At 65.9% G+C, this 23,131-nt stretch carries 17 protein-coding genes and 1 pseudogene; 9 read left to right on the plus strand and 9 right to left on the minus strand.

The genetic code is table 11. The annotated features are described in order from the left end of the window. Positions 1 to 97 precede the first annotated feature (97 nt). Positions 98 to 1,027, minus strand: coding sequence for a ribonucleotide-diphosphate reductase subunit beta (locus NJT13_RS08440; RefSeq protein WP_254525114.1), 930 nt, complete (start codon positions 1,025 to 1,027; stop codon positions 98 to 100). A 118-nt stretch (positions 1,028 to 1,145) separates the two neighbouring features. Further along, positions 1,146 to 1,646: a hypothetical protein gene (locus tag NJT13_RS08445; protein ID WP_254525115.1), complete on the minus strand. Its 501-nt coding sequence runs from the start codon at positions 1,644 to 1,646 to the stop codon at positions 1,146 to 1,148. Between the two features lie 155 nt (positions 1,647 to 1,801). Between NJT13_RS08445 and NJT13_RS08450 the strand changes: the two genes are divergently transcribed. After that, positions 1,802 to 2,713 carry a cation diffusion facilitator family transporter gene (locus NJT13_RS08450; protein ID WP_254525116.1) on the plus strand — a complete coding sequence of 304 codons (912 nt, stop codon included), beginning with the start codon at positions 1,802 to 1,804 and terminating at the stop codon, positions 2,711 to 2,713. 209 nt (positions 2,714 to 2,922) lie between these two features. Further along, positions 2,923 to 5,886 (plus strand): excinuclease ABC subunit UvrA, encoded by a 2,964-nt coding sequence (uvrA, locus tag NJT13_RS08455; RefSeq protein ID WP_254525117.1) that lies wholly within the window; start codon positions 2,923 to 2,925, stop codon positions 5,884 to 5,886. Positions 5,887 to 5,912: 26 nt separating this feature from the next. Here the strand turns inward: uvrA and NJT13_RS08460 are convergent, their stop codons facing one another. Beyond that, entirely contained in the window at positions 5,913 to 6,473 is a 561-nt protein-coding gene (locus NJT13_RS08460) for a PIN domain-containing protein (RefSeq protein ID WP_484549610.1), read from the minus strand. After that, the gene (locus NJT13_RS08465; RefSeq protein ID WP_254525119.1) at positions 6,470 to 6,766 is read right to left on the minus strand and encodes a UPF0175 family protein; all 297 of its coding nucleotides are present in this window, start codon (positions 6,764 to 6,766) and stop codon (positions 6,470 to 6,472) included. The genes NJT13_RS08460 and NJT13_RS08465 overlap by 4 nt, the downstream gene beginning before the upstream one ends. Positions 6,767 to 6,989: 223 nt before the next feature. Between NJT13_RS08465 and NJT13_RS08470 the strand changes: the two genes are divergently transcribed. Next, entirely contained in the window at positions 6,990 to 7,379 is a 390-nt protein-coding gene (locus tag NJT13_RS08470) for a hypothetical protein (protein WP_254525120.1), read from the plus strand. Positions 7,380 to 7,581: 202 nt separating this feature from the next. On the opposite strand, the gene NJT13_RS08475 is transcribed toward NJT13_RS08470, so the two are convergent. Further along, positions 7,582 to 7,989, minus strand: coding sequence for a CBS domain-containing protein (locus NJT13_RS08475; RefSeq protein ID WP_254525121.1), 408 nt, complete (start codon positions 7,987 to 7,989; stop codon positions 7,582 to 7,584). A 138-nt stretch (positions 7,990 to 8,127) separates the two neighbouring features. Then, positions 8,128 to 8,865 (minus strand): enoyl-CoA hydratase/isomerase family protein, encoded by a 738-nt coding sequence (locus NJT13_RS08480; RefSeq protein WP_254525122.1) that lies wholly within the window; start codon positions 8,863 to 8,865, stop codon positions 8,128 to 8,130. Positions 8,866 to 8,962: 97 nt separating this feature from the next. Here NJT13_RS08480 and NJT13_RS08485 point away from each other — a divergent pair. From NJT13_RS08485 to NJT13_RS08505, 5 genes and pseudogenes are all read left to right on the plus strand, one after another. Then, a pseudogene (locus NJT13_RS08485) lies at positions 8,963 to 9,598 on the plus strand (transposase domain-containing protein). Positions 9,599 to 9,665: 67 nt separating this feature from the next. After that, positions 9,666 to 11,933 (plus strand): PD-(D/E)XK nuclease family protein, encoded by a 2,268-nt coding sequence (locus tag NJT13_RS08490; RefSeq protein WP_254525427.1) that lies wholly within the window; start codon positions 9,666 to 9,668, stop codon positions 11,931 to 11,933. Further along, positions 11,926 to 12,990 (plus strand): PD-(D/E)XK nuclease family protein, encoded by a 1,065-nt coding sequence (locus NJT13_RS08495; protein WP_254525123.1) that lies wholly within the window; start codon positions 11,926 to 11,928, stop codon positions 12,988 to 12,990. The genes NJT13_RS08490 and NJT13_RS08495 overlap by 8 nt, the downstream gene beginning before the upstream one ends. After that, a complete protein-coding gene (locus tag NJT13_RS08500) occupies positions 12,983 to 16,726 on the plus strand; it encodes a UvrD-helicase domain-containing protein (protein ID WP_254525124.1) in 3,744 nt (1,247 codons plus the stop codon). The genes NJT13_RS08495 and NJT13_RS08500 overlap by 8 nt, the downstream gene beginning before the upstream one ends. A gap of 122 nt (positions 16,727 to 16,848) precedes the next feature. Next, complete coding sequence (locus NJT13_RS08505; protein WP_254525125.1) at positions 16,849 to 17,064, plus strand: TOBE domain-containing protein; 216 nt, start codon at positions 16,849 to 16,851, stop codon at positions 17,062 to 17,064. On the opposite strand, the gene folP is transcribed toward NJT13_RS08505, so the two are convergent. The 3 genes from folP to NJT13_RS08515 all read right to left on the minus strand — a co-directional run bounded on the left by folP (position 17,061) and on the right by NJT13_RS08515 (position 21,101). Continuing rightward, a complete protein-coding gene (gene folP, locus NJT13_RS08510) occupies positions 17,061 to 19,670 on the minus strand; it encodes a dihydropteroate synthase (RefSeq protein WP_254525126.1) in 2,610 nt (869 codons plus the stop codon). The two genes, NJT13_RS08505 and folP, sit on opposite strands and share 4 nt — an antisense overlap. Before the next feature lie 62 nt (positions 19,671 to 19,732). After that, the gene (locus tag NJT13_RS23665) at positions 19,733 to 19,930 is read right to left on the minus strand and encodes a DUF8015 family protein (RefSeq protein WP_484549611.1); all 198 of its coding nucleotides are present in this window, start codon (positions 19,928 to 19,930) and stop codon (positions 19,733 to 19,735) included. A 385-nt stretch (positions 19,931 to 20,315) separates the two neighbouring features. Then, positions 20,316 to 21,101, minus strand: a complete 786-nt coding sequence (locus NJT13_RS08515; protein ID WP_254525127.1) for an ABC transporter ATP-binding protein — start codon at positions 21,099 to 21,101, stop codon at positions 20,316 to 20,318. Positions 21,102 to 21,445: 344 nt separating this feature from the next. On the opposite strand from NJT13_RS08515, the gene NJT13_RS08520 reads away from it, so the two are divergent. Next, positions 21,446 to 23,107: a hypothetical protein gene (locus tag NJT13_RS08520; protein WP_254525128.1), complete on the plus strand. Its 1,662-nt coding sequence runs from the start codon at positions 21,446 to 21,448 to the stop codon at positions 23,105 to 23,107. Positions 23,108 to 23,131 lie beyond the last annotated feature (24 nt).

Below are 23,131 nucleotides of genomic sequence, written 5' to 3' on the forward strand. Positions count from 1 at the left end.
ACGGAACGAGGCGCTCGCAGTGACGCGGTCAGCGAAGACTCGCCGGCCGCGGATTCGCGAGCGGGGCGTACACTGACGTTCGACGTCTGTTAGAGCGTCAGTCGGCAGCCTGCTGTTTCTTCATCGCGGCCCGAACGTCGTCGTACCGGTCGAACTGATCGGCACCGATGTAGTCGATGGTGTCCTGTAAATACTGGACGACCTGTTTGCCGATCTTGTGCTGATCGTAGCCCTCGAAGGGCTGGTCCTCGTAGAGGGGCCCGGAGAGCAGCCGGTTTTCGACGTACTCCTCGATGCGCGGTTCGTAGACGTCCGCGACGATGTCGGGTTCGGCTTCGGTCAGTTGCTGGAGGATCCAGCGGCCGTTCTCGATGTGGCGCGTCTCGTCCTGGCGGACCTTCCCGATCGACTCCTGGAACGACTCGAGGACGACGTCTCGACCCATCTGCTCGGCTTTCAGTTCGATCATCTGGTCGAAACTGAGGTAGCCACCGCGGGCGAGTTGGGCCTCGACGATGCCCATGTAATTCAGATACGCCTCGCCGAGTGCGTAGACGAGTTCGGTTCGGTCGCCACTGTCAATCGCGGCCATCAGGTCGTCCGCGGTGTCGTAGAGGTTGTCCGTGCTGTAGCCCTGCTCTTGATACCCACCCTCACGGTACGGCGCGGTCTCTTGCGTGTCGAAGACTTCCTCGAAGTACCGACTGAACAGGTCGGTGTGCTTGGCCTCCTCGTAGACCTGCTGAGCCAGGTACATCTCCTCCTGGACGGTGTCGAAGGGCATCTCCTCGTTCGGGAGGGCGTCCAGCGCCATCATGTACGGTGCGAGCGTCCGCGTAACGTCCTCCTCGCCGTCGTAAAATCCCGAACACGTCGCGAGGAATCGGTGTTGCTCCTCGTCGGAGAACTGCTGCCAGTCGGCTCGGTCTCCCTCGAGGTCGTAATCGTCCGGGTCCCACGTTCCCTCTCGCTTTCCTTTCCGATACAGTTCGTAGGACTTCTCGCGCTGGCTGTATTCGATTGGCATGATTTAACGTGACGTAACAACCACAAATCAATATTCGGAATAGTACGTCTCCTGACACATGCGGAGCAGCGGCGACCCCAGACCGGAGACGGAGGCCACGACGAGCGGATCGGTCCGGTTACTCGTCCTCGTCGTTCTGTGACATCGCAGCTTCGACCATCGTCTGGCGCTCGTCGAAGTACGCCGGCGCGTCGGCGTCGGCCTCGAATTCGACGATGCGAGTCAGCGCTTCGGCACCGTCGTCCGCCGCGGACGGCAACTCCTCGGCGAGTTCGGTATAGCCCGCTGCCAGATCCTGAAAGGCTTGCATCCGGGCCTGTTTCGCCTCGACGAGGAGTTGCTTTTCCTCGAGTTCGCGTTGCAGTTTCTCGATCGCCGCGACGTCGGCCTCGCTCGTATCGGGTACGTCCGCGGTCGACGGCGTTTCGGTCGCCGGCACCTCGTCCGGCAGCGCCTCGAGGCGCGACCGAATGTCGGCCATTTCCTGGTCGATCTCGTCGAGGAGTTCGTCGGCCTCCTCGCTCATCGTTTCGACGGACCCGGACAGAAGTCCCGCCTGCGTTCGGCAGTACTCGACGAATTCGTCGACCGCGAGTTCGTCCGCGGCGTCGTCGCTCATATGATTCCCTTGGGGCTTCCTGCCGAAGTTACTTTGGGCACGGACCAGTCGTCCGGTGGCCGCCGAGTCGAGCCCGATCCGTCTCGTCGGTGGCTCGAGGGGCAGACTGTCGGCCGAGCACAAGCGCTTTCGACGCACGGGTAGAAACACCGACGATGGATCGACGGGGTGCCGTCCGGCGCGTCGGCGCTGTGGTGCTCGCCGTGAACCTCGTGCTGGCCGCTGCGAAGGGCGCGGTATGGTGGACGACCGGAAGCTACGCGGTCGGCTCGGAGGCGGTCAACAGCGCCGCCGACGCCCTCTACAGCGTCGTCGTACTCGCCGGGCTCTACGTCACTACGCAGCCACCGGACTTCGGACATCCGCACGGACACGAACGCATCGAGCCGTTCGTCTCGCTGTTCGTCGCCGCGGGGGTGTTCGCCGCGGGCGGTACACTCATCTACGGGTCGGCCACGACGCTCCTGGCCGGCGAGTACGCCGTCGTCGTCGGTCCGTGGGCGGTCGGCGTGCTCGCCGCGAGCGCGGTGGCGAAGTACGGGCTCTACCGCTACTGTCTGCGAGTCGCCGACGCGTACAACTCGCCCGCTATGACCGCGACGGCGCTCGATAACCGAACCGACATCCTCACCGCGGTCGCGGCGCTGTCGGGCGTGCTCGGCGCGATAGCGGGATATCCCCTTCTCGATCCGCTCGCGGGCTCCGTCGTCGCGGTGGGCGTTCTCTACACGGGGTACGACATCGTGAGGGACAACGTCGATTACCTCGTCGGTGCCGCGCCGCCACCGGAACTCCGCGAGGAGATACTCCGGCGGACGTTCACCCATCCGGGGGTCCGCGGTGCCCACGACATCGTCGCCCATTACGTCGGCCCGGAGGTCGACGTCAGTCTTCACATCGAGGTCGCGGGCGACCTCACGCTCCAGGAGGCACACGACCTCGAGTCTGCGGTCGCAGCGACCATCCGTACCATCCCGGAAGTCGACGACGTGTTCGTCCACGTCGATCCGCAGGACGTCGACGAACCGAACGATGGCGGACGGCCGGAGCACCTCGATCGGGAGTGACGCCGCCAGCGGAGCGAGTCCCCGGCCGAACCGGTCGCCAGTTCGGCCAGCCGTCGTTTCGGAGCGGATCCGACCGTCGGTCAACGAATGCTAGCATCCCGCTTGGCATTGGTCTTTCAGACTCGTTAAGTCCCTCGGGCCACTGATGCAGATACGATGAATCCGGTACCGTATCGACGAACGAAACAGTCCACAGTCGCGACCGAACGATGAGCAAGGACACAATCGAAGTACGAGGTGCGGAAGAACACAACCTCAAGGACCTCGACGTTTCGATCCCCCGCGAATCGTTCACCGTCGTCACCGGCCTCTCGGGGTCGGGCAAGTCCTCACTGGCGTTCGAGACGGTCTACGCGGAAGGGCAGCGCCGATACATCGAGAGCCTCTCGGCGTACGCACGGAACTTCCTGGGTCAGATGGACAAACCCCAGGTCGAGACCGTCGAGGGGCTCTCGCCGGCGATCTCGATCGACCAGAAAAACGCCGCGAACAACCCCCGTTCGACCGTCGGGACGGTCACGGAACTGCACGACTACCTGCGATTGCTCTACGCCCGCGTCGGCACGCCTCACTGTCCCGAGTGCGGTCGCGAAGTCGGCGAGCAGTCGGCCCAGAACATGGTCGAACGCATCCTCGAGCTCCCCGACGGGACGAAGGCCAAACTCGCCGCCCCGGTCGTCCGCGACCAGAAGGGCGCGTTCGAAGACCTCTTCGAGGAACTCGTCTCGGAGGGGTACGCTCGCGTCGAGATCGACGGCGAGGAACACGACCTCACCCTCGACGAGCCGGACTTGGACGAGAACTTCGACCACACGATCGACGTGATCGTCGACCGCGTGAAAGTTTCGGCGGAAGACAGACCGCGGATCATCGACAGCGTCGAAACGGCGCTCGACGAGGCCGACGGGGTGCTGAAGGTTATTCTTCCGGACGCCTCGGCCGACGTCGCCGCGGACCTCGGCGAGGAGGCCCGGCGGACCGGCGCACTCGGTGACGAGACCGAGAACGACGACCGGTTCGTCGTCGAGTTCTCGAAGGACCTGGCCTGCACCCACTGCGGGATCGACGTGCCGGAGATCGAGACCCGCTCCTTTTCTTTCAACTCGCCCCACGGCGCGTGTCCCGAGTGCGAAGGCTTAGGCGAGACCAAAGAGATCGACGAGAACCTCGTCCTGCAAGACGAGTCAAAGCCGCTCAAGCACGCCTTCGAGCCCTGGAGCTACAACAGGTCGTACTACAGGACGCGACTCGACGCCGTCGCCGAGCACTTCGGCGTCTCGCTGTCGACGCCGTTCGAGGATCTCGACGCGGACGTAAAGCAGGCGTTTCTCTACGGGACGGACGGTCAGGTGCTGTTCGAGCGACAGACCAAGAACGGCACTCGACGGAAGCGAAAGCGCTTCGAGGGTGTCGTTCCGAACCTGGAGCGACGATATATCGAGACCGATTCGGACTCGACGCGGGACCACATCGAAGACTACATGTCGGTCACGGAGTGTCCGGCCTGCGACGGCACCCGCCTCAAGCCCGCGAGCCGTGCCGTGCTGGTCGACGAAACCGCGATCACGGAGATCAACGCGATGAGCATCGGGGACGCCCTCGAGCACTTCGAGTCGCTCGAGGCGGATCTCACCGAGCGCGAGAAGGTGATCGCCGAGGAGATTTTGAAAGAGATCCGCGCCCGCCTCGGATTCATGTGCGAGGTCGGCCTCGAGTATCTCACGCTCGACCGCGAGGCCTCGACGCTCTCCGGCGGGGAGAGCCAGCGCATCCGGCTGGCCACGCAGATCGGCTCCGGCCTCGTCGGGGTGTTGTACGTCCTCGACGAACCGTCGATCGGTCTCCACCAGCGGGACAACGACCGGCTGCTGGATACCCTCGAGGAGTTGCGCGATCTGGGGAACACCCTGCTGGTCGTCGAACACGACGAGGAGACGATGCGCAGGGCGGACAACGTGATCGACATGGGGCCCGGCCCGGGAAAGCGCGGCGGCGAGGTCGTCGCCAACGGGCCGGTCGAGGAGGTCAAAGCCACCGAGGGATCGATAACGGGTGAGTACCTTTCTGGGCGCCGGCAGATCCCGGTCCCCGACGAACGACGGGATCCCGGCGGCGCGCTGACGATCCGCGGCGCGCGCCAGCACAATCTGAAGGACCTCGACGTCGACATCCCGCTCGGTTGTTTTACCGCGATCACGGGCGTCTCCGGGTCCGGGAAGTCCACGCTCATGCACGAGGTCCTCTACAAGGGTCTCGCCCGCCGGATGAACGACAACACGTCCGTCATCCCGGGCGACCACGACGCCCTCGAGGGACTCGAAGAGATCGAGACGGTCCGGCTGATCGACCAGTCGCCGATCGGCCGGACGCCTCGCTCGAATCCGGCGACGTACACGAACGTCTTCGATTACATCCGCGAGTTGTTCGCGGAGACGAAACTCGCCAAACAGCGCGGCTACGAGAAGGGCCGGTTCTCGTTCAACGTCAAGGGCGGCCGCTGCGAGGAGTGCGGCGGACAGGGCACCGTCAAGATCGAGATGAACTTCCTCTCGGACGTGTACGTCCCCTGTGAGGAGTGCGACGGCGCGCGATACAACGACGCCACGCTCGACGTCACCTACAAGGGCGCGACCATCGCCGACGTCCTCGAGATGTCGGTCGAGGAGGCCTACGACTTCTTCGAGTCCACGAGCCAGATCCGGCGCCGCCTCAAACTGCTGAAGGACGTCGGGCTGGATTACATGAAACTCGGCCAGCCCTCGACGACGCTTTCCGGCGGCGAAGCCCAGCGAATCAAGCTCGCCGAGGAACTCGGCAAGAAGGATTCGGGCGAGACGCTCTACTTGCTCGACGAACCGACGACCGGTCTCCACTCGGCGGACGAGCGAAAGCTCATCGACGTCCTCCACCGGCTCACCGACAACGGCAACACCGTCGCCGTCATCGAACACGAACTGGACCTCGTCAAAAACGCCGACCACATCATCGATCTCGGCCCCGAGGGCGGCGAGAACGGCGGCGAAATCGTCGCCACCGGCACGCCGGAGGACGTCGCCCGTCTCGAGGACTCCCACACCGGTCGCTACCTGCGCGATCTGCTCCCGAAGGTCGACCTCGAGGGACCGCGCGGCGAACGCGTCGAACCCGTGTCGGCGCCGATGGACGACGACTGAGACGGTCCAGCAGGTCGGAAAGTACGTTATGCCGCATCGTCGATCAATCGCTCCGCACGACGAAGCAGGCGGACACTAAGTCGTGCACCGACCTCGTCCATGGCTTCCAGTTTGCCTTTCGCCGTGGCAGGGTCGAGATCACCGCGTTCGACGGCGCGAATGAGAATCCCGAGGGAGCCGGTGACGGGGATCGACAGAACCTTGCAGGTCTTTCGGAGGGGCTTATCGTCAGTAACGATCACCAGTTCCTCGTGAGAGAGAGCCGCTGCCAATAACGGGACGTCACCGCCCCAATCTTCAGGATTCGATGATCTGTCGAGGTGAATCGCAGCCGTCTCGAGGTGGTCAGCCCGCTCATCGATACCCGTACCGTCCTCGACCAGCGTCGCTGTCGTCACCCACTCGCCTGTTGCGTTCTCGAGTTCGCTCGCGGCGGGTTCCGAGGTTACTTCAGCGACGACAGTCGTTGGCATCGACACGTGTCCATCCGCATTTCGAAGGTACTCGAGAGACTCGGTGTCAGCCAATGTGATGAATACGCTCGCATCGACGAGAAGCGTCCGACGTTCGGCCCCGGATCCGGTCATCGGAGGGCGTCCACGTCTTCCGCCAGATCGGCTTCGTCGTAGTTCGAGAGGACGTTTCGGTCGTTCGCTTCGGACATCATCCGCGAGATCGACACGCCGGCGATTTCCGCAGCACCGCGCATTCCGACATCGCCCTCACGGTAGCGCTCGAGGGCGATCCGAACGAGTTCCTCGCGTGCTCCGCGTCGGACCGCTTCTCGTATCGCGTCGCTTCGCCCGCTGCCGCGTTGTTCGGCGAGCCGGTCGAGGAGATCGAGTTCCTCGTCGCTCATTCGTGCCGTGACGTTCTCCATGAGTATTGCATCGCAATGCATTGCAATAAGAGTGACTTCTGTACGGCCGACCTCGAGGGACCGCGCGGCGAGCGCGTCGAACCCGTGTCGGCGCCGATGGACGACTGATCGCACGGCAGGTCGACGAGGCGGGTTCGAGCAGGCCCGCGCGAGCGGACGGTCGACGCGCCGAACTCGCCGCCGACGGGATACACCAAAGATGTAGCGTGAACAAGGAATACGCATGCCGGACGACGACCGGAACGGGCCGGAAGAGCCGACTTCGATCGAGGAGAATCCGACGGACTCGTTCGATCTCGAGCACCCCGAGCGAGTCGAGATCGGCGTCACGCGCGGCGAAACCGACCTCGAGATAGGACCGCCGCGGGACTACCCGGACCGGGCCGATATCTCGGTCCGACCGGAATCGGACGGGGGCCACCGCGTGATCGTGAGCATCGACGCGATGGCCGGCGACCACGGAACGGGCCACGCGGACGTCGCACTGACGCCGGCGGAGGCTCGCGCGTTTCGTGATCACCTCGACGACACGGTCCGCTGGATGGCCGAGGGCGACCGCGAGCGGACCGACGACCCCGCTCGCGACGCCGACAGCGACTGCGACGGGGAGTGACCGACGGTGGCGAGTCGCGACGAACCGACCGGTCGGGGAGACGAGGAGCGCGGACCGTTACTCGCCGGTCTCGAGCGCTCGAGACGGCGTGACTGCGGCCGAAACGATTCGGTTCGCTGTCACGGGCGTTCCGAACGTGGGACCGGCTACGACGACCGCTTCGTCGTCGGGGTCTCGAAAACCGGCGTCCGAATCGCACCGCCTACTCGCTGGGACTCGGCGCCTGAACGCGCGAGAGGTAGCCGGCCAGATCGGACGTCGTGACCATCCCGATGACGCCTTCCTCGTCGTCGACCACGGGGATGTGGTGGAAGTCGTGATCGACCATCGTGTCCGCCGCGTCTCGAATGCGATCCTGTGCCGAGGTCGTGATCACGTCCGTACTCATGTACGTCGAAACCGGCGTCTGATCTTTCGGCTGTCGCTCGGAGACGATCCGGACGAAGTCCGTCGTCGTCAGTATCCCCTCGAGTCGGTTGTCGTCGTCGACGACGACGACCGAACCGATTCCCTTGTCGAGCATCACCTGGGCGGCCGTTTCGACGAGCGTGTCCGGTGTCACGGTGTGCACCGTCGTGGACATGACTCGAGCGACGAAAATATCCTCCATACCGAATGGTATTGGTTATACACTATAAGGGTTGTTGGCTCAGGTCCGCCGACACGAACGCGCCGGTCGAACGGCGATTCGGATACGCCGAACACCGATCCCTCCAGTCCCATCAGCCGAACACTACCGTCCGGCGGGTCAGTCGACGTTCAGCGACCGCTCGAGCTGTGCGGCGTACACCTGGCTGGCACCGTTCTCCTCGCGGCGCGCGTGCTGGATGGCCTGCATGTACTCGCTCGTGAGCCCGTGCTGGCGGTCGTATTCGGCGATGACGCCGGCCATCTCGCGGACGGTGTCGTCCACGTCCTCGGCGGGGACGACCCGGTTGACGAGCCCGAGCGTGTGCGCCTCCTCTGCGGTGAGCTTCGCCTCGTCACCCATGAGGATGGTCTCGGTCGCCTTCGGTGCGCCGAGGGCCGAGACGAGAAAGACCGCCTCCCCGTACGCCTTCATTCCGAGCTGGTTCTCCGGCCACCAGATGCCGACGTCCTCACCCACCACGCGGATGTCCGAGCGCGCGAGGAGGATGGCCCCCGCGCCGGGTGCCGCACCGGTCGCCCCCGTGACAACTGGGAGCGTGCTCTCGGAGAGCCAGTTCCTGGCGGCACCGAGGTTCTGCCGGAGTGCGTCGAGCGCGGCCGGGTCGTCGCCCTGCACGATGTCGAGGTCGAGTCCGGCACAGAAGGTGGAGCCCTCGGCGGTGAGCGCGACCGCCGAGACGTCTTCCCGATCCCCGACCTCCTCGAAGTGGGCCAGAAGGTCCTCCGACAGCCTGGGTGAGAAGACGTTGTATCGATCAGGGTCTTCGAGCCGAATCTCGGCGACGCCGTCGTCGATTGCGAGCGATACCGTGTCGTTGGGACCGTAGGTCGCCATACTGGTGACCTGTCAGCGGCCCGGATAGCTGTTCGGGTCGCGGCAGCGGTGTTCAGATACGGTTGAAAGACGAGGCGAAGCGGTTTTCTCGTGTCCTGTGCCAGGAGACGCCCGCGTCGACGGTTGGTTGGACGGGATCGAGCGAAGGTTCGTGGAGCGAGAAGAAACACCCCGACCGTTGATGAAGCGCAGTCTTCAGCGATTTCTCCCCCAACTATCAATTTCAAATATTGTTTCAGCTATTGAGTAATTCGGTGTCGGACGATCTCGCTCGACCGTGTGAAACCGGATACACGGGGCCGATCGGCAGCCCGAGGAGGGACGAAGCCCGGATCAGGTTGCGGTCGACGAGCCGGTGAGCCGCCTCGACGACGAGAACTATCGGCCGGACGCCGCCGTCGATTCCGAGTCGAACGAATTACTCCAGACACCGCTCGAGCCGACGAGGACCAACGGTATTGCACACGGATTCTTTCACGAGTCGCGTGAGAAACACGACGTCGATGACACCGTGTTCCACGTCGATGGTGTGGTTCCGCTAAAAGAGGCCTGCCAGCAACACGGCCTCGATTTCGGATACGAACCAGCTGGAAATCGGAATAGCGCCGGAAGTGTCTTTCGAGAGGTAAAACGACAAATCTCGTCGTTCCCGAACTGTTTCAGACACGCTCGGAAAGAAACTGCTGACGAGTGGTCGCGAGCACTCGCCTTCGCATGGAATCAGCGGATCTGAACACGACCCCCACGAAGGTGCCCACATTTAAATACCAACTCCGCAATACTCGGTGACGTATCAATCGATGATCTCGTCGCCGCCCACCCTCGAGGGAACGTGTGTGCTCCTTCCCGCACCGGCACAGAGTACGGACGTGTTCGCGGCGATCGCGGCGGAGTACGCCGACCTCGTCGACGAGTACGGGCCGCGAAACGTGCTGGTCCTGAAGCGGCATCCGGCGGGCCTCGAGTCGGTATCCGCGGCGCTGGCCGACGCCGACCGCGAGCGGACCGACGGCGTGGCGCGCTCGCCCCGCGTCGAGTCGCTGCCCGAACACGCCTCGAAGTTCGTCGAGGAGTACGATCCGACGCTGTCCCGCCTCGAGTACGAAGAACGGATCGAGCTCATTTCGCTCGTTATCGACGGCGCCAGTCGGACGGTGCCGGCGTACCTCCGAGGCGCCGCCGACCACGAGAGTTTCGCTCGCGACGTCGGACAACTGTTGCTCGAGGCGACCCGCCAGGGGATTCGTCTCGAGGATCTCGAGGATCCCCACGACTGTCTGGCCTTCCTGTACGCGATGAACGACCGGTTCCACGCGGAAATCGACGACCGCGGCTACGTCGAGCGGGCGGACGTGATCCCGCAGGCCGTCGCGTTGCTCGAGGCGGACGCGGACGGACTCCGAAGCCGCACTGCCGCCTCGTTCGACGCCGTCCTCGCCGTCGAGTTCGAGGAGTACCGCGGGCTCGACCGCCGGTATCTCGCCGCGCTGACCGACGACGCCGAACTCGTCTGCTTCGGCGAGCGCCACGCCAGCGTCGAGCGAACACGCATCGAACCAGGCGGGGTCGCCGCGACCGCGAGCGCGGCGGGCCTCGACGTCGAGGTGCGCGAGTCCGACGCGACCGACCGCGGGGAGACCCCGCCGCACCGACCGATAACGGCGTTTCTCGCTACGGGCCGGTCACCGGACCGGGCGACGGACGCCGAAGACGAAACCGAGCGACCAGTCGAGAACGCCAGGGCCGCCGATCCGATCGGACGGGCCAGACGCATCCACACCGGAACCGCCCGCGAACAGGTCCGTGCGGTCGCCACCGAAATCCAGTCGCTTCGGGACCGCCGCGGCTGGTCCTTCGACGAATTCGCCGTGGCGGTTCCGCGGATCGAACGGGTCCCACAGACGAGACGACGGCTCCGGGAAACCGGCGTGCCGACCGCCACGATCGGAACCCCCTCGCTCGCGGAAGACCCCGCGGTGAACGAACTCTACGCGGTCGTCACGATCCAGCGCGAACGCGAGCGCGATGGTAACTGGAGCGCGCGGATCGAGCCCGCAAACCCCGCGGGCGACGCGAGCGAACCGGTAGAGCGGGCGATGGACCGGCTTCGGACGCGAGTCCCGGCGTTCTCCTCGGCGCTGCTCGAGAAAACCGACGGGGCGAGCGTCCGACGTTCGCTCGAGCGATGGATCAGCAACACGGATCTGAAGGGGCGTATCGCCCGCGAGGAGGACTGGGTCGACGCTCGCGAACAGTACGAGGGCGTCCGGCGCGTGCTGGAAATCGCCCAGTTCGTCGAGGAGACGGACCTCGTCGGTCCGGATTGGCAGGGATTACACCGAATGCTGCGCCGGACCATCCAGTACGATGCACCGTACGTCCACGCGGTAGAGACCACGCCGCCGACGGGCGGCGTCGCCGTCTGTGCCGTCGACGATCTGAAGTACGACTCGCGGAACGCGGTGTTCCTGCTCGATCTGATCGACGAGACCTATCCGGGCGAGCAGTTCCTCACGCAGCTCTTTCCGACGGCGTGGCTCCGCGAGATGACGGCGTACCCCGCGGTCACCGACCCGACCGTCGACGAGGTCACCGAGACGTTCGAACCGATCGACGCGGCCGCCGTCGGCGACCCGTTCGAGGCCTACCACGCCCAGCGGTCCCGCCGACGGCTCGCGCTCGGGTCCCGCGCGGCCGAGCGCGTCCTCTACTGTTGCTCGTACGAGCGCGGTGCCGGCGGTCTGCGCCGAACCTACGACCAGTCGCGCTACCTGAAACTGATCGAATCGGTCCCCGGATTGGAACTCGAGGACGTCGACGCCCACGCGGACGCGGCGATTCACGGCGAGACGAACGCGCTCGAGGCGCTGCTCGACCAGCCCCGCGGCGAACTCGAGCGGGTGCTTCGCGAGGCCAGCACCGGCGGAGCGGCCGACCTCGGCGAGACGGAGGGGCTGTTCGAGGAAATCGCGGTCGTCCTCGAAGACGGCGACGTCGACGAAGAACTCGTCGAGGCGGTCCGCTCGCAGTTCGAGTTCGCCGCGGGCGAGGTGGTACGCGATGGCTGAGGCCGACTCGAGCGTCGCGTCGCTCTCCGTCGACGGGATCCGGACCGCCCTGCACTGCCCTCGTCGGTACGAGTTCGCCCACGTCGACGGACTCGAGGGCCGTGACGACGAGGGGACGGTCGAAGAGCGCGTCGATCTGTTGCGAACCGCGCTCTGTGATGGGCTCCGAAGCGGCGAAACGAATCGCGAGGGCCTCGAGACCGTCGCCCGCGACCGACTCGCGAGCCTCTGGTCGGATCACGACGAGCGCTTCCACTCCGTCGCCCAGCGACGCCACGAACGGCGCGTCCTCGAGGCGACGGTCGACGCCTACGTCCACCACGTGGGGACCGACCACGCCGCGGGAATCGAGCGATTGGCCGCCGCGACACCCCGCGACGAACTGACGGGGCCGGGGCTGTCGCTCTCGAGCACGATCGACCTGACGGAACCGGGGGAGACAGCGCGGACCACGGAAACGGACCCTGCAGCGGAGACGGTGACGATAGACGCGACGGTCGACTACGTCACGAGCGACGGGTCGTCGATCGTCGGCGTCCGGTTCGTCCCCACGCTCGCGCCGCTCGGACACCTCCGCTACCGGTCCGACTGGGACGGTGACGTCGCGACCCGCTTTACCGACCACTTCGCGGGCGAGACGGACGTCTTCGAACCGGACCCGGTGGGAGCGCTCTTCGAGACTGCCGTCGTCCTCGACGGACTGCGCGGCTTCCGCGAGCGACACGACCTCGCCGATCGCACCTGTCGATACGTCCAGGTTCCGCTGGCCGACCGATCCACGTTGTCGGTGAACTGGATCCAGAACGCGGTCGAGACGAGCCTCGAGGTCGTCGATCTGACCGACGTCTACGTCGACCACCACACGTTCGGCATGACCCACGACCATCGAAACGAAACCGTCGACAGTCGGCTCGCATCGGTCGCGGCCACCCTCGTCTCGGAGTCGTTCGATCCCGCCGGGCGGTGGGCGGAGATCGAAGCGAACGCCTGTCCGAACTGCGGCTACACCGTCTGCTGTCAGGAGTACCTCGCACGGGAGGTTCGCTTCGATGGCTGAGGACTCACGACCGGACCGCCCCGCCGAGCCGGCGTCCCCGTCCGACGTCGAGCCCAAGGGAAACCAGCAGGCCGTCATCGACAGCGCCGCGACGTGTACCTCGGTCGACGCGGGTGCCGGAACGGGAAAGACGACGACGATGCTCGTTCGCCTCGAGCGAGCGATCGACCGGGGCGCGGTCGAGCCGGACGACGTTCTCGTCTTGACGTTCGCGAACGAGGCCGCCGCGAGCATCCGCACGGCGATCACCGAGCGACTCGACCCCGACGACGCGGCAGCGATCGACGTCTTCACCTACCACTCGTTCTGTTACCGGCTCGTCCGCGAGTACGCGTACTACCTGGGATACTCGCCGGAATTCGACGTCGTCACCGAGCGAACCCGCCGGCGGATCATCGGACGGCTGCTCGCCGAAACCGACTACGAGTTCGCGGCCGCGGCGACCCGCGACGACGGTTCGCCGGCCGACCTCGCCGCGTCGGTCGATCGATTCATTCGGGCGATGAGCCGGGAGAACATCACGCCCGACCAACTACGGGACGGCCTGCCGCCGGTTCGAACGCTCGAACTGTGCAACGAGTTCGTCCTGTGGCTCGAACGAACCGCGGCGGAGGAACTGTCGTTCGACAACGAGGCGCTCCGGTACTTCAATCGGGACGAACACGTAGACGGCGCCCGGGAGTCGCTGGTCGACTACGGCAAACTCATCTCGTACTGCCGGGAGAAGATCGCCGAGGCGCCGGCGGCCTTCCGCGACGAGGCGGTGGTTCGCGACGTGGATCGCTACCTCAGAGTCCTGCAACAGTGCGTCACGAACACCATCGAGGCGCTCACGCTCGAGGACCCGAGCACGAAGCACCTGCCGCGGGCGCTGTTCGGCAACGAAATCTGGGGACGGGCCACGAACAGAATCGAACAGACCCCGTTCGGCCGCCTGAAACAGTACGTCGAGTTCCTCCGGCTGGCACGTCACTACGCCGACGTCTACGCTGACTACCACGAGCACCTCGCGGCCGAGCGGACGATGGACTTCGACGAACTGGTGCGGACGGCGACCGAACTACTGGCGGACGACTCGATCGCGGACGAGATCACCGGCCAGTGGACGCAGGTCTACTGCGACGAATTCCAGGACACCGACAGGACGCAGTTCGCACTGCTCACTCGACTCACGGACGGCCGCGACCGGCCGGATCTGCTCGCGATCGGCGACAAGGATCAGGCGATATACGGCTGGCGCGGCACCGACCGCGAGGGACTGGATAGACTGGCCGACGCCTCCGACGACCACGAAGCGATCGAACTCGAGCTCAACTTTCGCTCGAGACAGGAGATTCTCGACCTGACGAACGGGTGTGATTACGGACCCCAGGCCTCGAAGACGCTTCGCGAGGACGGGCGGACGCCCGGAACGTACGACGAGGACGAGCCGCCGGACCGCGTGGTCAAGATCGAAAGCGAGGGGGTGGCTCAGTCGACGGCCGAACAGGTGGCGACGACTGTCTCACGGCTGTTGAACGGCGCAGCCGAGAACGTTCCTCGGCGGTCGCTGGGCGATATCGCCGTCATCGTCCGGACAAACCGTCACGCACAGACGATCGCGGACGAACTCCGGGAACTGCAGATACCCCACGAGATATCCGGCTCGCCGCGGGGAGAGATTTCCCCGGGGATGCAGACGGTCCTCTCGTACCTCCGGGTGCTCGTCGACCCGGACGCCGATGCACACCTCCGGCGCGTGCTCCTCTACCGCTACCGGCTCACCGAAGGCGATCTGCGGACGCTTCACGCGCGGGACGGCTCGCTGTACGAGGCAGTGATGAACGCGGAGACGACGACGGGCGAAGCGACCGAGGCGGACGGACGGCCGGATCGACTCGAGCGGCCGGACAGCGTCGAGCGGGCTCGAGACCACCTCGCTGCGCTCGAGCGGTTCCGGGACGTCTACCCGCTCTCGGGGTTCGTCCGCCGGTTCCGAGAGCTCACTCGAATCGAGTGGTTCTGCTCGAGCGAGGAACGGGCCGAATTCGACCGCCTCGAGCGATTCGTCGAGGCGTACGATTCCGATGGCGTCGTCCAGTCGCTCTCGACGGAGTTCGTCGAGGCGCTCGCACAGACGCTGCGAAGCGGCGGGAGCGACCGCACCCGCGGGACCCGATCCGCCGACAGCGTCGACGTCATGACGGTCCACCAGGCCAAGGGCCTCGAGTTCGACACCGTCCTCGTTCCATACCTCTCCGACGAGGAGTGGTGCGTCGACGGGGATTACGTCGAGCGAGCGCGCTACGGGCTGTTAGCCGCCACGCTCGACGAGGACGTCACGTCTCCGCTGCTCGCCGATCTGTCCGCCGAGCGGGTCAGCGAGGAGTGGCGGGTGCTTCACGTCGCGCTCACGCGGGCCGAAAACCACCTGTTCGTCTTCGGATCGGATTACGAGTACGACGGCGACGAGGAGCAACTCGCCGCCTCGACCGCGGAAGCGTGCCTGGCGACCGACATCGAGTGGTCGGTCACCGGCCAGCGGATGGACCTCTGGTCGTCGCTGACCGAGAGTTTCGAACGGGTTCGAGAGACCTATCCCGAGACCGTCGTCGACCGCACGGACGAAATCGCCGCTTCGGCGGGCGTTCGTCCGGGGACGATCACCTACTATGCGGACCACGGAGACCGCCCCGTCGAACCGCTCGAGACCCGCCGCGCGATCGAAACCGCGCACCGATTGGGTCGGCTGCTTCGCGACGGAACGCTGTTGGCGGCGGCCGACGCGGCGAGCCACGCCGGCGGACAACTGCGAAGCGACGAACGTGGCACCGGAACCCCGCTCACGCCGGTTCCAAGCGGCCGCCAGCCGTCCGCACTGACGACCGACACCGTTCGGTTCCCGGTCGAGACGCTCGCGTCGGCGACCGACGTTCCGGTCGCGATGCGCCACAGCTACTCCGCGATCGACACCCACGAGACCTGCCCCCGGAAGCACTACCTCGATCACGTCGTCCGCGCGATCGACGATCCGCTCGAGCCGACGGGAGGCCGTGGCGAGACGACGAGCACGAACGGCGGGACCCCAGTATCGAGCGGCGAGACGGCGGCGCGAATCGTCGGCACCGTCTTCCACGACGTCGCAGAGGAGGCGTTCCACCGGAACGACGAGACTCGAGACGCGTGGCGCGACGCAGCCGTTCGACAGCTCACCGCGCGTGACCTGCTCGCCCACCGCGAATCCGTTCTCGCGTGCGTCGACCGCTACTTCGAAGCGACGGCACCCGCGTTCGACCGGCCGGTCGCCGACTGGGAGCCGCTGGCCGCGGAACTGCCGTTCTCGCTCGAGGACGTAGCCGGCGTGGCGGGAACCGTCGTCGGCGTCGTCGACACGGTCCGACGACTCCCCGACGGCGGCCTCGCAGTGCTGGATTACAAGACCACCGCCGAACGGATCGCTCCCGACGACGCGGTCCAGCTCGCGCTCTACCGTCGGGCCTGTGCTGACCGGTTCGACGAACCGATCGCGGCCGTCGGCTACGTCTACGTCGGCGACGTCGAGGGCCCCCGAATCGACCTCTTCGCGACCGACGAGCTTCCGTCGTGGGAAACCGTCCTCGAGACGCTCGAGGCGGTCGACGACCCCTCGTTCACGGAGACGACAGCGGGCGATCACTGTCGATACTGTCCGCATCGATCGCTGGGGTGTGGACCGGCGACGGACGCGTCGGACGGCGGGACGTCGGGTGATGGGTGACGGGTAACGGATGACGGGCAACGGATGACAGGTGACGGGCGGCGGGCGAGAACCGGACCGGAACCGTCGTGTTGCGCGTGCCGGCAACGAGTTATAACTCGCTCATCGCGGTGGAACCTCGTATGGCACTCAGTGCTCGCAATCGACTCCAGGGAACCGTACGGTCGCTCGAGACGGACGGAATCATGGCCGACATCGAGATCGAGACGGACGGGGGACAGACCGTCACGGCGGTGATAACGAGCGACTCCGTGGAGCGACTCGGAATCGACGAGGGTGACGACGTCAACGCAGTAATCAAAGCGACCGAGGTGATGGTCGAAAACGCGTCGGATTAAGCGGTCCAGTCGAACCGCTCGGGGTCGCGCGCCGAAAGCGCCGTCCGGACCGCGGCGACGTTCTCCGGAACGTCGTGGACGCGGACGATGTCGGCACCGCGGTCGGCCGCGAGTGCGGTGGCCGCGACGGTCGCCTCGAGCCGCTCGCCGTGATCCCGCCCGACCCGGGCGAACATGCTTTTGTGGGAGTGCCCGAACAGCACTGGGCATCCGAGCGCGTGAAACTCGTCGATTCGGTCGAGCAGTTCGAAGCTTTCGGCCGACGACTTCCCGAAGCCGATACCGGGATCGACGATGATACGCTCGCGGTCCAGGCCGGCCTTCTCGGCCAGCAACACCCGTTCGGAGAGGCGATCGATGACGTCCGCGACGACGTCGTCGTACTGGATATCGCGATCGGGTACGACCGGCGCATCGATACTGTGCATCACCACCAGCCCCGCATCGTGCTCGGCGGCGACGAAGCGCATCTCGGGATCTTCGAGCCCGGAGACGTCGTTGATGATGTCGGCACCGGCCTCGAGCGCCGCGTCGGCGACGGCGGCCCGGCGGGTGTCGACCGAAATCTGCGCGTCCAGGTCGGCGATGCGATCGATCACCGGCACGACGCGGTCCAGTTCCTCGTCGATCGGGACGGGGGCCGCCCCCGGCCGCGTCGACTCGCCGCCGACGTCGATCACGTCGACGTCCGCTTCGACCATCGACTCGGCGCGAGCCACCGCGTCCTCGACGGCGTCGTACCGGCCGCCGTCGTGGAAGCTGTCGGGAGTGACGTTCAAAATGCCCATTACCGCCGTTCGGTCCGTCCAGGGAAACGCGGCCTCGCTCCCGCCGGCCGCCCGGTCGGCGTCCGAGCGGGACACTCCCCGCGAGCGGGTCCCGGTCGCTCGTCGCGAGTCGTCCACGCCGTCAGCGCCGTCAGCGCCGTCGCCATCGATCGCGCCGGCGTCCCGCTCGAGAACGTCCCGTAATTCCCGAGCGACGTCGGTCAGCCCGTGTGGTCGAGCGCGGGCCTCGAGCCGCTCGACGAGGGCCTCGAACTGCGTGAGCGTGCCCATCAGGACGGCGTCGACGGCCTCGTCGTCCCGCTCGAGGCCGGAGAGGGCGCACTCGCCGCCGAGCCGGAGCAGTTCCGCCTTGAGAACCGTGGCCTGCCGATCGCGGAGTACCGTCCTGACGACCCGGTGGACGGCGTCCCCGTCCAGGCGCTCGACATCGCCAGCGGCGACGTTCGCGTCCTCGAGCGCCTCCCGAGCGTCCGAGAGGTCGCGGACGCGCTTTGGAACGTCGGTTCGGGTCCACCGCGAGCGGGCCTCCGCGACCGTGAACAGGGAGCCGGTGACGAGGAGACAGTCGTCGCGTTCGGCCGCATCGAGTGCGGTCGCGAGGGCGTCTTGAACCGCAGCCTCGACCCGGATCGAAACTGCACCGGCGTCGTCAAACGCCGCTGCCAGGACGGCGGGATCTTCGGCGCGATCGAGAGACGGGTCGGTCGTGACGACCGCGTCCGGCGTCGGGAGCGCGTCGATCATCGCGCGGTGGTCCTTGTCGTGCATCGCACCGAAGACGACGTGGAGGCGGTCGTAGTCGTAGGTGTCGAGCGTTTCGGCGAGGCGCTCGCAGGCGCCCGGGTTGTGCGCCCCGTCTAACACGACCAGCGGCTCCGTGTTCATCACCTCGAATCGGCCCGGCCAGAAGGCGCTTCGGAGTCCACGCTCGAGGTGCGCGTCCGAGACGTCGCCGATCTGGGCCGCGAGCGCGGCGGCGATGCCGGCGTTGACGGCCTGATGCTCGCCCAGCAGTGGAATCCGGGTCTCGACGTCCCAGCCGTCAGCCACGATCGAAACGGCGGCTTCGGTGTGGTTCGTCCGCCCGCCGTAGGCGACGCGGACGTCCGGCCCGGGCGTCGAATCCCCGGCGCTTACACCCTCGTTCGGCTCGGTTTCGTCCGTCGCGGTCCCGACGGTCACGACCTCGCCGGCCACGTCCCGGACCGCCTCGAGCGGGGCGCCGGTGACGCCGGTCACCAGCGGGACGTCGTCGGGGGAGACGTGGGCTTTGTCGCGTGCGATTTCGGCCTCGGTGTCGCCCAGAATGCCCGTGTGTTCGAGCGTCACGCTCGTCACCGCGCTCGCGGTCGGGTCGACGACGCTCGTGGCGTCGTACTTGCCGCCGATACCGACCTCGAGGACGGCGACGTCGACGTCTTCGCGGCCGAACTGCCACAGGGCCATGGCGGTCATCGTCTCGAAGAACGTGGGAGACTCCCCGTCGGCCGCGCGATCCGTGATGTATTCGCGGGCGGACTCGACGAAGTCACAGACGGCCGCCCGCGGAATTTTCCGACCGTCGACGCGAATCCGCTCGCGCAGGTCCTCGAGGTGTGGCGACGTGTAGAGGCCGACAGAATACCCGGCTTCCCGCAGAACCCGCTCGAGCATTCGGGCCGTACTCCCTTTCCCGTTGGAACCGGCTATCTGAACGAAATCGACGTCAGCGTGTGGGTCCTCGAGGTGGGCCAGGAGCCGAGCCGTCGACTCCGTGCCCGGCTTCGGGCGGAACCGCCGCAGATCGAAACAGAAGTCTGCGGCCTCGTGATACTCCATATCGAAACCAGCGGGCCCGATGGTTTTAGCGGTGGCGATGGGGGCCCAGTGGGCAAACGTTTCTACCCGAGGCGGGTGGATAAAAGTGAGGTGGGACGGAACGCGGTGCACGTTCCCCGGAGCCCCGGCGGCGGCCGGAAGAATAGCCCGTCGAGCATGGCGAGTGCCGCGATGGCGACACCACCGAGTACAGTCGCCTCGAGCGGAAGCCCCAGCGCGTGGCCGACGAGGTATAGTAGACTTTGAAAGTCAATGCGCACCCCGATCGCGAATTCGCGGCCAGCGAGTCTTCGCTGGCCGCTTCACTGCGAGCGGTGAGTAAATCGTTTCAAAGACGACTATAGGCGGCTGCGAAAGCGACCGGAATCGAGCCGAGTAACAGGTCGTATCGATCGATCGTCGAGAGTCGGTTGGTGAGCCGAGAAGTACCGTCCGTACCGGTGACGGCTCTTCCGATGCCAGCGATGTCTGTGACGACTCTTCCGAGACCGGTGATGTCTCTCAGTCCCATCGTTTCTCACCTCCGGCCGGGCAATACGACTGCATCGAATGAAAAATATCGGCAAACAAGCGCCACAGAGCGAGCGTGAGGAGGTCTGCGCGTTTTTCGAGCGGTCTCAGAGGAATCCGTCCTCGGACTCCGCGTTATCGGGATTCGGCCGGCCGTTCGGGACGTCCTCCTTCGCCCGGTTCGCGGGTGATGTCGAGGAAGGCGTCTTCGAGGCTGCGCGCGTCGCCGGTCTCGGCGCGGGTCTTGAGCGTCTCGGGGTCGCCCTCGGCGACGAGCGTTCCGTCGTGCAACACGCCGATCTCGTCGGCCAGTTCGTCGACCACGGGGAGGATGTGTGTCGAGAGGAAGATGGTCATCTCCCGATCGGCGAGGTCTGCGATCGTATCCCGCATGGTCCGAGCGGCGCGGGGATCGAGGCCGCTCGTGGGCTCGTCCAGGAAGGCGACGTCGGGTTCGTGCAACACGGCCTGGATGACGCCGACCTTCTGACGCATCCCCTTCGAGTAGTCTTCGATGCGTTTGTTCGCGTCCGCCAGGAGGTCGAATCGGTCGAGCATCGAGTCGATGCGCGCCGCCGCCTCCTCGTCCGGGATGTCTCGCAGTCCGGCCGCGTACTCGAGTTGTTCGCGGCCGGTGAGTTCGTCGTAGACGGGCGGATCTTCGGGCAGGTATCCGATGTGCGGAGTGACGGACTCGCGGTCGGTGATCGGGTGGCCAGCGACGCGAGCAGTCCCCGACGTCGGTTTCGTCAACGTCGTCAGTATCCGCATCGTGGTCGTCTTCCCCGCGCCGTTCGGCCCGAGAAACCCGTAGACGGAACCGCGCTCGACGTCCATGGTCAGATCCGAGACGGCAGTCGTCTCGCCGTAGCGCTTGGTCAATCCGTCGGTTTCGATGGCGAGGGAATCGACAGGGCTCATACGGTTCGTTTCGTTCGGGTGTAGTTAAAGATATGTCATATGAGGCGATGCCGGAAACACGTTCTGCCACGCCGCCTCGTGCGTCCGGCGGAACCGTCGAGATGCGCCAGCTTCTCACCGATTGCCCGGATCCGATCGATTCCTCGGCGAGACCCCCGCGTTTTCGATTATCTGTACGAGCGTCCGGCGGCCTACCAGCGGGATCGAGGCCGAATCGCGTTCCCACAACGACTCCGGCCCCCTAATAGCGTGACAGAAATCCAAACAATTTACTGGGGCCACGGCTCGAATGTACGTATGAGGTCCACGATTCCCCGCGATTTGCACTCGAAGGGAGGTGTACGATGACGGGACACGCTACCGCCTCGATTACCAGAACGGAGCTCCGACGCACGATTCGGGCGATGGCCGGTAATCGGACGAAACTACTCATGATGGTCGTGGTCGCCCTGTTCATGCTCGGGCCGGTCACGGCCGTCGGACTGCTCTTTCTCCCCCGGCTGGGAGAAGCGGCGGCGAACGGAATCGCCGCGGACACCGCCGTGACGGTGACCGATGTCGTCACCGGCGCCACAGCCGTCGTCTGGATCTTTCTGGTCATCATGACGGTCATGCGGACGGTCACGACGGTCGCCGACGTCGACGAGCCGGCGTTCCTTCTGCTGTCGACGACGGTCCGAAACGCCGTCGTCGGCGTCATCGCGACGGAACTGTCACTCTTTGCGATCTGGTTCCTCCCAGTGACGGTTCTCTTCGCGTCGGCGTTCGCGTACGGCGCGGGAACGGTGCTCCCGGTGATCGTCGCGCCCGTCCTGATCGGTCTCGTTCTGGTGACGGCCGTCCCCGTCGGCTTCGTCGTCGGAATCTGGATCCGCCATCTGATCACCGTCTACGAACCAATCGCTCGGTACCGGACCCTGCTGTTCGCCGTGTTCTGGCTCGTCTATTTCGGCGTCATCGCGACCGGTGGGGTCGAGACCGTACTCCAGACGCTGTTTACCACGTTGCAATCGAGCCCGCTTGGCTGGCCCGGCCACGTGCTGTTGCTCGGAATCCCCGGCGTCGAGCCGTCGATGGTGGAACTGGGGGGGACGATCGTCGGCACTGTGTTCGTCGTCGGACTCGCGGTCGCCGTCGCAGTCCCGTCCGCACGGATCCACTGGTTCTCCGATCCGGCACGAACGAACGACGAGGAAGTCGACGCGGAAACGTCGTCCGACCGACTCGCCGGCATCCTTTCGGGTGCCGTCCCGAGTCCCGTCCGGACGGTGACGGTGACGGCGATACGCCGAACGAAACGAGCGCCGATTCGATTGGCCTACGCCGTCTACCCGCTTTTCGGCGCCGTCGGCTTCGCACAGCAAATCATCGAGAGCGGCACGATCCCCTCGTTTATGGCCGTCGTGTTCTGTCTGTACGTGATCTGGGCCGCCGGCGTCCTGTTCACGCTCAACCCACTGGGTGATCTGGGGCCGGCCCTTCCCGCCGTCGTAACCTCGACGCTCACCGGCCGAGAGGCCATTCGCGGCCGCATACTCGCCGGGTCGCTCGTCGGCGTCCCGCTCGCGCTCGTCGTCTCGATCGCGTTCGGCGTCGTGAGTCCGCTCTCGCTCGAGCGGACCGCAGCGCTCGTCGTCGGGACCACCGCCGGCGCGGTCGCGACGCCGGCGCTCGCGTCGGGTATCGGCACCGCGTTCCCCCGCTTTGGCAGCGTCAAGGTCACCAACAACCGCGAAGCGGTAATGCCGAGCAAGACGGCCTTTCTCGTGTACACGCTCGGGATTTTGCTTCCCGCGGTCGCGGGTCTGGTGCTCTACCTCGAGGCACCCGAACTGATCGCCGGATTACTCTCGTCGCTGTCGGCACTGACGCCGCTGTCCGAGGTCACGGTTCCCGCCCGCGCGATCGCGATCGGCGCCTGGACCGTCCTGATCGTCGGACTGATCGCGCCGTTCGTCTCCTATCGATACGCGATCGAGCGGTTCGACTGGTACGCACTCGAGTGACCGACGTCCCTGGGCCGATCGCCG

Origin of the sequence: Natrinema caseinilyticum (genome assembly GCF_024227435.1) — an archaeon.
Lineage (GTDB): Archaea > Halobacteriota > Halobacteria > Halobacteriales > Natrialbaceae > Natrinema > Natrinema caseinilyticum.

What these genes read in the sequence shown, in the direction of transcription:
- NJT13_RS08500 (WP_254525124.1), top strand. Translation starts at nt 12,983, where the DNA reads ATGGCTGAGGACTCACGACCGGACCGCCCCGCCGAGCCGGCGTCCCCG.
- NJT13_RS08465 (WP_254525119.1), bottom strand. Translation starts at nt 6,766, where the DNA reads ATGGAGAACGTCACGGCACGAATGAGCGACGAGGAACTCGATCTCCTC.
- NJT13_RS08505 (WP_254525125.1), top strand. Translation starts at nt 16,849, where the DNA reads ATGGCACTCAGTGCTCGCAATCGACTCCAGGGAACCGTACGGTCGCTC.
- uvrA (WP_254525117.1), top strand. Translation starts at nt 2,923, where the DNA reads ATGAGCAAGGACACAATCGAAGTACGAGGTGCGGAAGAACACAACCTC.
- NJT13_RS08490 (WP_254525427.1), top strand. Translation starts at nt 9,666, where the DNA reads ATGATCTCGTCGCCGCCCACCCTCGAGGGAACGTGTGTGCTCCTTCCC.
- NJT13_RS08475 (WP_254525121.1), bottom strand. Translation starts at nt 7,989, where the DNA reads ATGGAGGATATTTTCGTCGCTCGAGTCATGTCCACGACGGTGCACACC.
- NJT13_RS08445 (WP_254525115.1), bottom strand. Translation starts at nt 1,646, where the DNA reads ATGAGCGACGACGCCGCGGACGAACTCGCGGTCGACGAATTCGTCGAG.
- NJT13_RS08515 (WP_254525127.1), bottom strand. Translation starts at nt 21,101, where the DNA reads ATGAGCCCTGTCGATTCCCTCGCCATCGAAACCGACGGATTGACCAAG.
- NJT13_RS08460 (WP_484549610.1), bottom strand. Translation starts at nt 6,473, where the DNA reads ATGACCGGATCCGGGGCCGAACGTCGGACGCTTCTCGTCGATGCGAGC.
- folP (WP_254525126.1), bottom strand. Translation starts at nt 19,670, where the DNA reads ATGGAGTATCACGAGGCCGCAGACTTCTGTTTCGATCTGCGGCGGTTC.
- NJT13_RS08470 (WP_254525120.1), top strand. Translation starts at nt 6,990, where the DNA reads ATGCCGGACGACGACCGGAACGGGCCGGAAGAGCCGACTTCGATCGAG.
- NJT13_RS08520 (WP_254525128.1), top strand. Translation starts at nt 21,446, where the DNA reads ATGACGGGACACGCTACCGCCTCGATTACCAGAACGGAGCTCCGACGC.
- NJT13_RS08450 (WP_254525116.1), top strand. Translation starts at nt 1,802, where the DNA reads ATGGATCGACGGGGTGCCGTCCGGCGCGTCGGCGCTGTGGTGCTCGCC.
- NJT13_RS08440 (WP_254525114.1), bottom strand. Translation starts at nt 1,027, where the DNA reads ATGCCAATCGAATACAGCCAGCGCGAGAAGTCCTACGAACTGTATCGG.
- NJT13_RS08495 (WP_254525123.1), top strand. Translation starts at nt 11,926, where the DNA reads ATGGCTGAGGCCGACTCGAGCGTCGCGTCGCTCTCCGTCGACGGGATC.
- NJT13_RS08480 (WP_254525122.1), bottom strand. Translation starts at nt 8,865, where the DNA reads ATGGCGACCTACGGTCCCAACGACACGGTATCGCTCGCAATCGACGAC.